Source organism: Shinella sp. WSC3-e (genome assembly GCF_945994535.1).
Classification (GTDB): Bacteria; Pseudomonadota; Alphaproteobacteria; order Rhizobiales; family Rhizobiaceae; genus Shinella; species Shinella yambaruensis.
Map to the genome: position 1 here is coordinate 371,729 of NZ_OZ000531.1, position 13,419 is coordinate 385,147.

At 64.1% G+C, this 13,419-nt stretch carries 9 protein-coding genes; 5 read left to right on the forward strand and 4 right to left on the reverse strand.

Features of this window, described 5'->3' with window-relative positions; all coding sequences use genetic code 11:
• Window positions 1-7 precede the first annotated feature (7 nt).
• Genes AABF56_RS24930 through AABF56_RS24945 form a run of 4 tightly spaced genes read right to left on the reverse strand, consistent with a single transcriptional unit; the run spans window position 8 to window position 6,165 of the window.
• Window positions 8-793 carry an SDR family NAD(P)-dependent oxidoreductase gene (locus tag AABF56_RS24930; RefSeq protein ID WP_244766384.1) on the reverse strand — a complete coding sequence of 262 codons (786 nt, stop codon included), beginning with the start codon at window positions 791-793 and terminating at the stop codon, window positions 8-10.
• An 11-nt stretch (window positions 794-804) separates the two neighbouring features.
• On the reverse strand, window positions 805-2,415 hold the full coding sequence (locus AABF56_RS24935; protein WP_272807743.1) for a thiamine pyrophosphate-binding protein: 1,611 nt from the start codon (window positions 2,413-2,415) through the stop codon (window positions 805-807).
• A complete protein-coding gene (locus AABF56_RS24940; protein WP_272807742.1) occupies window positions 2,415-4,523 on the reverse strand; it encodes a hydantoinase/oxoprolinase family protein in 2,109 nt (702 codons plus the stop codon). The genes AABF56_RS24935 and AABF56_RS24940 overlap by 1 nt, the downstream gene beginning before the upstream one ends.
• Entirely contained in the window at window positions 4,513-6,165 is a 1,653-nt protein-coding gene (locus tag AABF56_RS24945) for a hydantoinase B/oxoprolinase family protein (RefSeq protein WP_272807741.1), read from the reverse strand. The genes AABF56_RS24940 and AABF56_RS24945 overlap by 11 nt, the downstream gene beginning before the upstream one ends.
• A gap of 76 nt (window positions 6,166-6,241) precedes the next feature.
• Here AABF56_RS24945 and AABF56_RS24950 point away from each other — a divergent pair, with 76 nt between their 5' ends.
• From AABF56_RS24950 to tcuA, 5 genes are all read left to right on the forward strand, one after another.
• A complete protein-coding gene (locus tag AABF56_RS24950) occupies window positions 6,242-7,783 on the forward strand; it encodes an aldehyde dehydrogenase family protein (protein ID WP_272807740.1) in 1,542 nt (513 codons plus the stop codon).
• Window positions 7,784-7,867: 84 nt separating this feature from the next.
• On the forward strand, window positions 7,868-9,070 hold the full coding sequence (locus AABF56_RS24955; protein WP_272807739.1) for an NAD(P)/FAD-dependent oxidoreductase: 1,203 nt from the start codon (window positions 7,868-7,870) through the stop codon (window positions 9,068-9,070).
• A gap of 8 nt (window positions 9,071-9,078) precedes the next feature.
• Entirely contained in the window at window positions 9,079-10,059 is a 981-nt protein-coding gene (locus AABF56_RS24960) for an ornithine cyclodeaminase family protein (RefSeq protein ID WP_272807738.1), read from the forward strand.
• Window positions 10,060-10,186: 127 nt separating this feature from the next.
• Entirely contained in the window at window positions 10,187-11,833 is a 1,647-nt protein-coding gene (locus AABF56_RS24965) for an amino acid ABC transporter permease/ATP-binding protein (protein ID WP_272807737.1), read from the forward strand.
• A 176-nt stretch (window positions 11,834-12,009) separates the two neighbouring features.
• The gene (gene tcuA, locus AABF56_RS24970; protein ID WP_288084773.1) at window positions 12,010-13,404 is read left to right on the forward strand and encodes an FAD-dependent tricarballylate dehydrogenase TcuA; all 1,395 of its coding nucleotides are present in this window, start codon (window positions 12,010-12,012) and stop codon (window positions 13,402-13,404) included.
• Window positions 13,405-13,419: the final 15 nt, after the last annotated feature.

The window sequence follows — 13,419 nt, forward strand, 5'->3', positions numbered from 1 at the left end:
ATGGTTCCTATTTCTCTTCGACGGGAAGGGTGTAGTTGAGACCGGACCGGCCGCCGTCGATGTAGAGGGTCTCGCCGGTGATGTAGCCGGCATCGTCACTGGCCAGGAACAGCACGACATTGGCGACGTCGCGCCCCTCGCCAAATCGCATCAGCGGGATGCGCGACAGGACTTCCCGGCGCTTCTCCACATCCTTGAGGAGATTGTCCTTGTTGAGCTCGGTGTAGATCGTGCCCGGACCGACGGCGTTCACACGGATGCCGTGCGGAGCCAGCGACAGCGACATGGCCGTCGTGAGCGCCGAAATGCCCCCTTTCGACGCGGCATAGGGTGCAATCGTCGGCATGGTCATCCTGACCGAGGAGGACGACATATTGACGATCGCCCCTCCTCCGCCGCGCTCGACCATATGCCTGGCGACCTTCTGGCCAACCAGATACATCGACTTCAGATTGATCCGGATGACATCGTCCCAGTCTTCCTCGGTGAGCTCGAGGAAGTCGGCACGGCGCGTGATGCCGGCATTGGAAAAAAGGATGTCGATGGCGCCCAAGTCCCCGATGACCCGGTCGATGGTGCTGTCCACCGACGATTTCGTGCCGACGTCGCATTCATAGAAACGGCAATCGACGCCGTATTGCCTGGCGATCTCCGCCGCGGTTGTCCCGCCCCGGTCGGCAAGAACATCGAGGATGGCGACATCCGCGCCTTCCTCGGCGAAGCGTTCGGCGCAGGCGCGTCCGATCGAACGCGCGCCTCCCGTGACGACAACACGTTTTCCCTTCATACGCATTTCGATGCCCCTTAAAGCTCACGCAGAGCGTTGAACTGATCCACGTAGCACGAGCCATCGATGCGAACGGCGATGACGGTCGTATTGCCGGACTTCACCGCTGCCTGAAGGGCGTCGGTCAGCTGGCCTTCCGTCTCGACGACGACACCATCGGCACCAAAGCCCTGCGCGAGACTGACCCAGTCCAGACCGCCCAGTTCGATGCCGAACCGCTTGATCTTCTTGAGTTCCTGCTTGATGCGGATCAGTGCGATCTCGCGGTCGTCGAAGACCATGACGATGATCGGAAGCTTTTCCTTCACCGCCGTGTGCAGATCGCCGACAGCCATGAGGAAACCGCCGTCGCCGGCGAAAGCGATGACAGGGCGGCCCGGATGGGCAAGGCGCGCGGCAAGCGCGCCCGGGATCGCGTAGCCCATCGTACCGAGGCCGTTCGACGTCAGGAACTCGCGGGGACCGTAGGATTCCCACTTCTGCACGACGAGCAGTCGGCTTGCACCGGCATCGCACGTCGCGATCGTGTCGCGCGGAAGCGCTGCGCGCGCGACTTCCATCGCGCGGTGAGGCGAAAGCCCCTTGGTCGGCACGTTCAGGGCGTCGATGACCGCGGTGCGGAATGTGGCGGCGGCCTTCTCGCCCCATTCCCCCTGGCCGCCGATGCCGGCGCGCAGCCCCTTGAGGAGACCATTGATCTCACCGAGGATTTCGAGCGTCGCGGGGACGAGCGCATCGAGCGTCGGGGTGTTCGCAAGGCTCAGGAGCGGCGTGCCATAGGGCCACGCCTTCGGCTGAAGCTCCACGGCGTCAAGGCCGACGGTGATGATGAGATCCGCCTGGCTGACGAGATCGCGCTCGATCAGGCCGCCGATGATGCAGCCGGCCCGGAGCGGATGGTCCTCGGGAATGACGCCCTTGCACTTCGACGTCGTCAGAACCGGTGCACCAAGTGCCTCGGCGAAGCCGACGAACTCGGCCGATGCCCGGTCCCACAGCACGCCGAGACCCGCAAGAAGGATCGGCCGCTTCGCCCGGCGGATCATATCGAGCGCCGGCGTCAGCGTTTCCTCGACCGGGATCGTCGACAGCGTGTTTTGCCGCAGATCCGGCGGGAACTTCATCTCCGGGGCTTCGGCGGTCGTTTCCCCCGCCGGAACGTCGATATGAACAGGCCCCGGCGTCGGAGCGGTGGCGGTCCTCAGAGCACGGCGGATCTGTTGCTGCGCGCTCTTCGCATAGAGCGTCGTGCTCCATTTGGTGATCGGATCGTAGATCGCCCGATGATTGATCACCTGGCGCTGGCCGGTTTCCAGGGTCGCGCCCGGATACTGATCGGTGAGGGCGATGAGCGGCGCGCGGTCGAGCCAGGCATAGGCGACCCCATTGACCATGTTCGTGGCGCCCGGCCCGCGGGTCGACGTGCAGACGCCCGGACTGCCGGTGATCTCGCCCCATGTCGCGGCGAGGATCGCGCCGGCCGTCTCCTGCTTCATCAGGATATAGCGCATGTCGCGCTGGCTGGCCGCATCCATCAGCTCGACGGTCTCGCCGCCCGGATGGCCGACGATAAAGGGCGTGCCGCTTTCCTTGATGGCGTCGGCCAAAACTTCGACTGTGCTAGCCATTAGACGAGGTCTCCTCTGGTATCTTGAATGTCGACGATCAGGTTCAGGTGCTGATCGACGCTGACCGTGGCGTCGGGGCCGACAACGGCGGTGGATTCGCGCTCCTCGATCACCGCCGGCCCCTTGAAGGTCGTCCCGGCCGTCAGGCCGTAGCGGTTGTAGACCTGCGCCTCGACGAAGCCGGACTGGCCGAAATGCACGCGGCGCGTTCCCTTGCGCGCTTCGCGCCGGTCGATCTGCCGGCCCTCGAACCGCAGTTTGATTTCCGGGCGCGGGCAGCTCGCCGTGAGGCGCCAGGAGACGATCTCGATCGGCACATCGGTGATGTGGCGGCCAAACAGGAGTTCGTATTTCTCTTCGAACCGCGCCGTCAGCCCCGCACGGAAGTCCGCTTCGAGGAAATCGGCCGGAAGCTCCACTTCGATATCGAAGCCCTGCCCCCGATAGCGAATGTCGACGGACGACTTCATCGTCACCTCGTCCCGGTTCGCACCGGCCGCCGTCAGCTGCGCGACTGCGTTTTCCCGCATCTGTCCGTAGAGACCCGCCGCGACCTCCGGCGTTGCCTGATCGAGCAGGACGATCTGGCTGCGCACGTCATTGACCGCCGGGGCTGCAAGCAGGAAACCAAGGGCCGAGCTGACGCCGGCACCGAACGGGATGATCAGGCGGCTGATCTTGAGTTCCTTGGCGAGCCCGTATGCATGGACCGGTCCGGCGCCGCCCGTCGCGATCAGCGTGTACTTGCGGGGATCGCGCCCCTTCTCGGCGATGTAGCGCCGGGTGGCGGCCGCCATGTTGTTGTTGACGACGGCATGGATGCCGGCAGCGCTTTCGATCGTCTCCAGCCCGGCATCGTCCGCGAGCTTCCTTTTCAGGGCGGCCTCGACGGCGCTGGTGTCGAGTTCCAGCTCCCCGCCCAGGAAGTATTCGGGCGAGAGATAGCCGAGCATGAGGTCCGCATCGGTAACGGTCGGGTTTTCTCCCCCCTTGCGGTAGCAGACCGGCCCGGGCTCGGAACTCGCGCTGTCCGGGCCGACCTTCAGGAGGCCCATACGGTCGAGCCGCGCGATCGAGCCGCCGCCGGCGCCGATCTCGATGAGATCGATGACCGGGACCTTCAGCGGGATGCCGGAGCCCTGTCGGAAACGGCGAACGCGGCCGGCTTCGAAGGTCTGCGAATGTTCGGGCTGGCCCTTCTCGATCAGACACATCTTCGCTGTCGTGCCGCCCATGTCGAAGGCGACCGCATGATCGGTGTCGCTGAGGCCGGCGTAGTGGGCGCCCGATATCGCGCCGGCGGCGGGACCGGACTCGATCATCTGGATCGGCGCATCCTCGGCAACGCCGAGCGCGGCCGTGCCGCCGTTGGAAAGCATCACGCTCAACGTTCCGCGGAAGCCGAGGTCCTGAAGCTTCTGGCGCAGGACCTTGATGTAGCGGCGCATCTGCGGGAGCACATAAGCATTGGCAGCGGCCGTGCAGGTCCGCTCGTATTCCCGGATTTCCGGGGCGACGCCGACGGACGTCGTGACGGGGATGTCCGGATAGGCCCCGGCGATCAGTTCCGCGGCCCGCGTTTCATGCGAGGGGTTGGCGAAGGCATTGAGGAAGCTGACGGCGATCGCATCGACCCCGGCCTCGACCAGCTGCCTCGCCACCGCCAGGACCTCCTCTTCGTCAAGGGGTTCGAGAACCTCGCCCTTTGCCGACATGCGTTCGGTCACGGTCAGGCGAAGCGGCCGAGGGACGAGCGGCTCCGGCTTTTCCATGAAGAGGTCGTAGAGGTCGTAGCGCATCTCGTGGCCGACCTCCAGGACATCGCGGAACCCCTTCGTGGTCACAAGACCGACGCGCGATCCGTTCCGTTCGATCAGGGTGTTCGTCACCAGCGTCGTGCCGTGGACGATGCCGTCGACCTGATCGATCGTGAGCCCCGATTCCCGAACGATCCGCGCGATGCCTTCGCAGATCGCCTGCGAGGGGTCCTGGTGCGTGGTGAGCTGCTTTCCGGTGTAGATCACACCACGACGGTCATCGACGAGAACGAGATCGGTAAATGTCCCGCCGACGTCGACACCGATCCTGACACGGAGATTAGCGGTCATTTCGCACCCCATAGAGCTTCTCGGCCGCATCCTGCGACACGTATCCAAATTCGATGTCCCGCTTGATCGCGGCGGGGTCTCTGTCGGCCGGCGGGCCGAAGCCACCGCCGCCCGGGAAATGAATGTGCAGGGTTTCGCCCGGCTGCAGGACGCTGCGCGACTTGGGGTGCAGGCGCGTCCCGTCCGACAGGGCCACGATCGATTTCGAGCCGGGTCGGCCGCCGAGCAGACCTTGCGGCGGGTATTTGTGGCGGTCCGAAAGGAGCGAGATATTGACCGGGCTGTCGGACTGGATCTCCAGCACGACGTCCTGGCCCAGGCCGCCCCGGAACCTGCCCGCGCCGCCGGAATCCTGCGCCAGCTCCTTGTGGCGCACGAGCAAGGGCGAGACGCTTTCCAGCACCTCGATACTGCCGGCGCCGGTGTTCGAGGGGAAAGCCGTGCAGCCGTAGCCATCCATCCTGCTGCTGGCGCCGAGACCACCCGAGGCGAACAGAACCTGGTTGAAGGCCTGGCCATCCCGCGTGCGGCCACCGAAGACGGTGCGCAGCGTCGGGGCGCTGCCGGATTCCGCGACGACCAGCTCGGGAACGACCTGCGCCAGGCATCCATAGATCGCGCCGGTAAGAAGGTGCCCCGTCAGCTGGCGCGCGGCGACAGGTGCCGGGAAGATCGGATTGAGGATGGAACCGACCGGCGCCTTCACCGAAACCGGCTGGAACGAACCTTCGTTGCGGGGGCTTTCCGGGTCGAGGGCGCATTTGATGGGATAGGTGGCGTATGCCGTCGTGTATTTGAGCACCGAGTTGATGCCGCGATTGATCTGCGGCGAGGTTCCTTCGAAATCGATCTCGAGATCCGAACCGCGAATGGTCAGCCGGCAGTTGATGAAGGTCTCGTCGGCGTCGAAGCCGTCGGCGCGCACGCTCGATGTCCAGGAGCCGTCAGGCAGCGCCTCGATCGCCTTGCGCATGGCGGCTTCCGCGCGGGCGCGAAGTTCGGCGGACAGCAGGACGAGATCGTCCATGCCGGTGTCTTCCAGAAACTGCCGGACGCCGGCGGCGCAGACCCGCTGGGCGGAGACCTGGGCGTAGATGTCGCCGATGACCTGGTCGGGAGCGCGGACATTGTGACGGATAAGCTGGGTCACATAGGTGTTTTCGCGCCCCTCGCTGATGAACTTCACCGGCATGAGGCGAAGTCCTTCCTCGACCAGCTCGCGGCAGTCCCCTGCCCAGCCGGCGCCGCCGATGTCAGGCAGGTGCGCGATCGAACCTGAGAAGCCGACCAGGCGATCCTTGTAGAAGATCGGCGCGGCCATCGTGATGTCCGGCAGGTGCCCCGAGCCGATTTCCGGATCATTGGTGATGATGCAGTCGCCGGGCCGCCATTCCTCGCGCGGAATATGCTGAAGGAACGAGCGGACCGCGCTCGGCAACATGCCGACGAAGGACGGGATGCCGGCGGTGTTTTCCGAGAGGCAGTTGCAATCCGCATCCATGAGAACGGTGGTGAAGTCATTGGATTCACGGACCACCGTCGAGAACGCCGTGCGCAGCAGGGCAGCCGCGGACTCGTCGGCGATCGAGATCAATCGAGACCAATAGATCTCAAGGGAAATGGGGTCGAACACATCGCTCATGAACCGCTCCTGGGGGCCGCCCCAGCCGTTGGCCGGCTTAAAGGCTTTTCAAATTACTAGTATACTGGTATAAGTAATGTCAACGGAATTTTGGAACTTGCCAGCGATTAATGAGTGCACTAGTATCATATACAACATTGGAATGACAGGCCCACCGGCGACCTCCAGAGGAAATCACTTCATGGCAACTCGACCATTCTTCTCAGCAGGCGTGTGGACCGAGGGCCGCGGCGTACCGCTCGAAAGCAGAAACCCGGCAACGGGGGATGTCATCGAGGTCCTGTCGTCCGCTTCGGCGGAAGACCTCGACGAAACGGTACGGGCGGCCCGCGAGGCTGTCGCCGCACCGTCCTGGGCGGGCCTGGCGCCGCATCTGCGCGCCCGCATGCTGCACAAGATGGGTGAGCTCATCGATCGTGATCGCGAGCGGCTTGCCCATGTTCAGATGGTGGACAACGGCAAGACGCTCGCGGAATGTCGCGCCCTTCTGGAAAGTGCCGCGAACACCTTTCGCTATTACGCGGCCGCCTGCGAGACCATGGAGGGCACGGTTCCTCCTTCCCGGGGCGCCTATCTCAATATCGCGGTCGATGTTCCCGTCGGTGTGGTCGGCGCCATAACGCCCTGGAATTCGCCGGCCACGCTGGAGGCGCAGAAACTGGCTCCGATCCTGGCTGCCGGCAATGCCGTCATACTGAAGCCGTCGGAGGTGACGCCGCTCATCGGGCTGGAATATGCGTCCCTGGCCAGGGAGGCCGGTTTCCCCGACGGTATCGTATCGGTCCTGACCGGCGGGATCGAGCTCGGTCGCGCGATGGTGTCCCATCCCGGTATCGACATGATCAGCTTCACCGGCGGCACGGCCGGCGGGCGGCACATCGCAGCGGAGGCCGCGCGCCAGCTCAAGCCCGTCGTTCTCGAACTCGGCGGCAAGTCCCCGCATATCGTCTGCGCCGACGCGGATCTGGAAAAGGCGGCCAACGCCGTCGCGATGGGCATCTTTTCCGGCGCGGGCCAGAGCTGTGTCGCGGGATCGCGGATCTTCATCGAAAGGCGGATCGCGAGCGCGTTCACCGCAACGCTCGTGGGCATCGCCCGATCCCTACGGCTCGGATCCCCCGCGGACACCGGTACGCATCTCGGCCCCTTGGTGAGCTTCGCCCATCGAGACACCGTTCACGCCCATGTCAGCCGTGCCGTGGCCGCCGGCGCAAATCTGCTGACCGGCGGCGCCCTGCCGACCGACGAGGAACTCGCCGCCGGCGCCTATTATCCGCCGACCCTCCTGAACGGCCTTTCGAACCGTTCGGACATTGCGCAACAGGAGGTTTTCGGGCCCGTCGGCGTCATTCTCACCTTCGAGAACGACGAGGACTTGATCGCGCAGGCCAATGACAGCGCGTTCGGACTGGCAGCCGGCCTGTGGACACGGGACATCGAACGCGCCTGGAAGATCGCCACCAGGCTTCAAACCGGCACGCTCTGGCTCAACTCGTACAAGAACCTCTCGATTTCCACGCCGTTCCAAGGCCACAAGCAAAGCGGCCTCGGGCGTGAAAAGGGTCTGGACGGCCTGCGGCAGTATCTCCAGTCAAAGGCGATCTTCTGGCCCGTGTGACCGTCGCGGGCACGGCGTTCTTAACACTATTCTCGCAAACAGGCGCATGACTTGAATGGCGCGCCGACGGAGACCGAGAAGGAAATGTCGAACTCACCCAATCTCAAGAGCGCTGACTTCGTGGTCATAGGGGGTGGCATCATCGGTTGCTGGACCGCCCTGCACCTCGCCCGTGCAGGCAAACAGGTTTGCGTCGTCGAAAAGGCCGAGATCGCGCATAACGGCTCAGGCCGAAACCGCGGAAACGTGCGTGTCCAGCTGCGCGAAGCCGTCGAGCGCGATCTCATCAACCGGTCGCTTGTCCTTTGGCAGGACTTCGAAGAAAGCGCCCGGACGACGGTCGAGTACAGAGTGACCGGCAACCTGCTGGTGAGTTATGACGAGACCCTCACCGCCGATTTCCAGATCGAAGTCGACCGCCATAGGGCGATCGGTCTCGATGCGCATATCGTCGAGGGCGCTGCCCTTCGCGAACTCGTTCCCCATATTTCGCCGGACATCGTCGCCGGTTTCCTGACGACACAGGACGGGCACGTCAACGGGCAGCTGGCCACATGGGAGGCCGCCCGGCAAGCCAAGCTCGCCGGTGTCCGCTTCCTTCGCGGAACTGCCGCGGACCTGATCGAATACGACGACGGCAAGGTTACGGCCGTTCAAACCAGTGCCGGCCGGATAGCGACGGAGAGCATTCTCGTCGCGGCTGCCGGCGACAGTGTCCGCCTCCTCGAACCGCTTGGAATCAAGACTCCGATCAGCCTCGCGCTCCACCAGATCCTGGTGACGGAGAAGCTGCCCTTCGTAACCGGGCCCTACCTTCGCTGCGCCTCGCCACGAATAAGCTTCTGTCAAACCGCCAGCGGAACGCTGCTGCTCGGCCTCGGCCCGGCCAGCGACATCGCTCCGGATGCGCCGCAACGCGTCGAACCGAGCAAGATCGAAGCGATCTCCAGGGAGACGATACGGCTGGTGCCGGCCCTCAAGGACGCGCATATCGTGCGCAGCTGGAGCGGGCTCTTCGACCTCACGCCCGACGGCCGCGCCATGATCGGACCGGCCGAGCATGTCTCCGGCCTGTGGATTGCGACTGGTTTCAACGGCCACGGCATGGCGATCGCGCCGTCGGTAACCGAGAGCCTGGCGCAGGCGATTCTCGGCGAAACCCCGACGGTCAGCCTCGATCCATTCGCGCCCGTCCGGTTTGAACGGCCACTCGACATCGAAGCGTCCGACGAGCCGGTGAGCCGTGTCGGCCATCTTGGCAATCTCGTGGCGCCGCCCATTCAATAGGAGATCAAATGGTACTGATTTTGGACAAGGCCGCCACGCTCGATTGCCTTGAGCTGGACAAGCTGGTCGACGAGATTGGCGACGGGATGGCCGCGTTGAGCAGGGGCGAGGCGGTGCAGCCGCTGAGGACCCGGGTTTTTTCCAGCAGGACAGGCGGCCTTCTGGCGAGCCTTCCCTGCTATCTCTCCGGTGAAGAACTGTTCAGTGCAAAGCTCGGTTTCAGTCATCCCACGCTCCGGGACGTGGATGGCACCCGTCACCTGACGCAGATCATCGCCCTCGGCGACACGGAAGGGCGGCTTCTGGCGGTCATGCACGGAACCCTGCTCGGGATGTATCGTACCGCTGCCTGCTCCGCGCTCGCCGCGAAGTTCCTTTCCTCACCGAAGGCTTCGCACCTTGCGGTGCTCGGCTGCGGACCGATGGGTCAGGCGGAAGCGGAAGTCATGGCCGCAGTCCGTCCGTTGTCGCGGATCACGGTCCATGATCCGAACCGGGAAGCTGCGGAACGGTTTCGCGGGGTCGTGGAGCGGAAAACCGGCATCACCGTGACGATCTGCGCATCGAACGAAGAGGCGGTAAGCGGCGCGGACCTCGTGTCGCTGGCAACTACGTCCCACGATCCGGTGATCAAACGCGAATGGCTGACCGCAAACTGTCATGTTTCCGCGCTCGGAGCGCATCGCAAGGATCAGCGAGAGGTGGACAGCGCGACCATGGCCGCGGCCGCGATCTTCATCGAGAGCAAGGACGCGCTGATGGCCGAAGCCGGCGACTATCTCATTCCCATTTCCGAGGGCCTCTACGATGCCGATCACTTTGTCGCCGAGATCGGCGACCTTGCGGACGGCAAGCTCGACCACAGGACCTTTGCAGACAGGTTGACCGTGTTCAAGTCCACGGGCGTGGGCGTGCAGGATCTGGTCATCGCCCGCCATGTCTACCGGCGGGCCCTGGAAAAGGGCGCGGGCGTGGTTGTCGACTTCTAGACCTGCGGGGTCTCAATCGCTCATCCGGGTTGCGCATGCCCGGCACCTCGCAATGTCTCGATCATAATCCCGATTGACAAGGATATTAGTTATACTAGTATCCTTAATAACGATAAGGGAACATGTCATGGAAATCGTGAAATACCTCACAAGCGTGAACCTGCTGACGGGCCTTTGGATCGCTATCCAGATTACCGCGCTTGCCATGGTGTGCGGCCTGGCGCTGGGCCTGGCCCTCGCATTGATGAGGATGTCGAAGAATCCGGCCATCAGCGGCGTGGCGTGGGTGTATATCTGGATCATGCGCGGTACGCCGATCCTGCTGCAGCTGATCTTTATCTTCGATGCGTTGCCCCGGCTGGGAATCCGGCTGGATCCGTTCACGACGGCGGTCATCGGTTTCGCCCTGAACGAAGCGGCCTTTGCGGCGGAGTTTATCCGTGGCGGGCTCCTGTCGGTGAAGCGAAACCAGTCCGTGGCTGCCTCGGCGCTCGGCATGGGCCCGTTCATAACGCTGCGCAGGATCATCATTCCCCAGGCGCTCCGGTCGATCACCCCGCAGATATCCAACGCGACGATATCGATGCTGAAGGGAACATCGCTCGCCTCGGTCGTCTTCGTGAACGAGTTGACGTTCCGCGCACAGCAGATCGTCGCGACAAACTTCGACTTCTTCACGGTTTTCATCGCTGCCGCATCGCTCTATCTCTTCACGACGACGCTGATATCGCTCGGCCAGCTCGTCATCGAGCGCCGGCTCGATCCGGAGCTGCGCAGCCTCAGCAAACAGCCGTCCATCTGGGAGCGCTGGGTCACCGGCGTGCGCACCCAGCACTACGAGGTCGTCGATGCAGACGATGGCGGAGCGGCAGGCGGCGCCGGAACCATGGCCGCCGACAGTTCGAAACCCGCGCCCGCCAAGCCCGACGACAACTCCATCATCAAGGTGCTCGCGGCCAGTGCGTCAAGGAGCGCACGCGAGACGGCCGATACACCCTTCGTCATCTGCAAGAACGTGCACAAGGCGTATCACCTGCGCGGAAGGGGTGACCTCGAAGTTCTCAAAGGCGTCGACTTCGAGGTCCATCCGGGCGAGGTCGTCGCCATCCTCGGCGCCAGCGGCTCCGGCAAGAGCACGCTTCTGCGCCTGATCAATCACCTCGAAGTCCTGAACGACGGCGAAATCCTGGTCGAAGGCAAGCATGTCGGCTACGAGCGCAAACGCGGCAAGCTCGTGCCCACCAAGCACCTGGCCAAGGCCCGGGCGGATGCGAAGATCGGCATGGTTTTCCAGAGCTTCGATCTCTTCGACCACAAGACGGCGCTCGAGAACATCATGGAAGCGCCGATCCAGGTCTACGGGATGAAGCCCCAGGCGGCCCGCGAACGCGCGATGCAGTTGCTGAAGGGCGTCGGCCTCGAAGAGCATGCGGACCACTTGCCGATGCGCCTTTCCGGCGGCCAGCAGCAACGCGTTGCGATTGCCCGTGCGCTCGCCACGGAACCCAAGCTCATGCTGTTCGACGAACCGACCTCGGCACTCGATCCCGAGCTCGTCGGCGAGGTCCTTGCCGTCATGCGCAGCCTTGCCGAAGCAGGAATGACGATGATCGTCGTGACCCATGAAATCAACTTTGCCCGCGACGTCGCCGATCGGGTGGTGTTCATGGACAAGGGCGTGATCGTCGAGGACGGCCCGGCCCGCGAGGTGCTGACCAACCCGAAAGAGGAACGCACGAAGCAGTTCCTGCGCATGGTCGACCGGCGCGACTGACACAGGACCGCCGGGCAGACGGTCCGCTCCGCCGTGCAGGGAGCAGGCACACCCCCGGGAGGGGTCCTCTCAAACTGCCGACTGTGAATGGTCTCGTTCCTTGGACATCCAAGGGCGGCCGATGACCCGTGCCCTCGAATGGGAGGTTCCGGGTAACACGAAGTGAGGATTTCATCGTGATTGACGTATTGGTCATCGGAGGCGGCAATGCGGCATTGTGTGCGGCGCTGATGGCGCGCGAGGCGGGCGCCTCGGTGCTGATGCTCGAAGCCTCGCCGAAGGAGTGGCGCGGCGGCAACTCCCAGCATACCCGCAACCTGCGTTGCATGCACGACGCGCCGCAGGACGTCCTTGTCGAGGCATATCCGGAAGAGGAATACTGGCAGGACCTGCTGAAGGTGACGGGAGGCGAGACCAGCGAACATCTCGCCCGTCTTGTTATCCGCGCCTCCTCGAATTGCCGGGACTGGATGCGCCGCCACGGCGTGCGCTTTCAGCCGCCGCTATCGGGCGCGCTGCATGTTGCCCGGACGAACGCATTTTTCATGGGCGGCGGCAAGGCGCTCGTCAATGCCTATTATCGAAGCGCCCAGGCCCTTGGTGTCCGTGTTCGCTACGAAACGCCGGTGGCCGGGATCGTGCTCGACGGCGATCGCTTCGTCGGCGCTCGCACGGAAAGCGGGGAACTGATCACCGCCAGGGCCTGCGTGCTGGCCGCCGGCGGCTTCGAATCGAACCGGGAATGGCTGCGGGAGGCCTGGGGCCGCAATGATCGCGGCGAATGGCCGGCCGACAACTTCCTGATCCGCGGGACCCGCTTCAATCAGGGGGTCCTCCTCAAAGACATGATGCGGGCCGGAGCCGACATGATCGGCGATCCGTCGCAGGGCCACTGCGTCGCGATCGATGCGCGCGCGCCACTCTATGACGGAGGCATCTGCACCCGCATCGACTGCGTCTCGCTCGGCGTGGTCGTCAATCGCGATGGTGAACGCTTCTACGATGAAGGCGAGGACTTCTGGCCAAAACGATATGCGATCTGGGGACGTCTCGTTGCCCAGCAACCAGGCCAGATCGGCTATTCGATCATCGACAGGAAGGTGATCGGACGCTTCATGCCTCCGGTATTCCCGGGGATCACAGCCAACAGCCTGCCTGAACTGGCGACCAGGCTCGGCGTGCCGGTCGAGGTCTTCATGCGCACGCTGGACAGCTACAATGCAGCCTGCCGGCCGGGTACGTTCAATCACACGATCCTCGACGACTGCCGGACGGAGGGCGTCGTACCCGCAAAGACCCACTGGGCTCTGCCGATCGATACGCCACCCTTCTACGGGTATGCCCTGCGGCCGGGGATCACCTTCACCTACCTTTCGCTGAAAGTGGATGACACGGCCGCGGTGCGGTTCGGCAACAAGCCGAGCTCCAACCTCTTCGTCGCCGGCGAGATGATGGCCGGTAATGTGCTCGGAAAAGGCTACACCGCCGGGGTCGGCATGAGCATAGGCACGGCCTTCGGGCGGATCGCCGGAACCCGGGCCGCGGCCGCCGCGCTCGGCAGGCCGGCATAATGGAGGGCGTTCGAA

Excerpts from the sequence above, each read along its gene's own strand:
- AABF56_RS24965 (WP_272807737.1), top strand. The coding sequence starts at position 10,187 with ATGGAAATCGTGAAATACCTCACAAGCGTGAACCTGCTGACGGGCCTT.
- AABF56_RS24960 (WP_272807738.1), top strand. The coding sequence starts at position 9,079 with ATGGTACTGATTTTGGACAAGGCCGCCACGCTCGATTGCCTTGAGCTG.
- AABF56_RS24955 (WP_272807739.1), top strand. The coding sequence starts at position 7,868 with ATGTCGAACTCACCCAATCTCAAGAGCGCTGACTTCGTGGTCATAGGG.
- AABF56_RS24935 (WP_272807743.1), bottom strand. The coding sequence starts at position 2,415 with ATGGCTAGCACAGTCGAAGTTTTGGCCGACGCCATCAAGGAAAGCGGC.
- AABF56_RS24930 (WP_244766384.1), bottom strand. The coding sequence starts at position 793 with ATGCGTATGAAGGGAAAACGTGTTGTCGTCACGGGAGGCGCGCGTTCG.
- AABF56_RS24940 (WP_272807742.1), bottom strand. The coding sequence starts at position 4,523 with ATGACCGCTAATCTCCGTGTCAGGATCGGTGTCGACGTCGGCGGGACA.
- AABF56_RS24950 (WP_272807740.1), top strand. The coding sequence starts at position 6,242 with ATGTCAACGGAATTTTGGAACTTGCCAGCGATTAATGAGTGCACTAGT.
- AABF56_RS24945 (WP_272807741.1), bottom strand. The coding sequence starts at position 6,165 with ATGAGCGATGTGTTCGACCCCATTTCCCTTGAGATCTATTGGTCTCGA.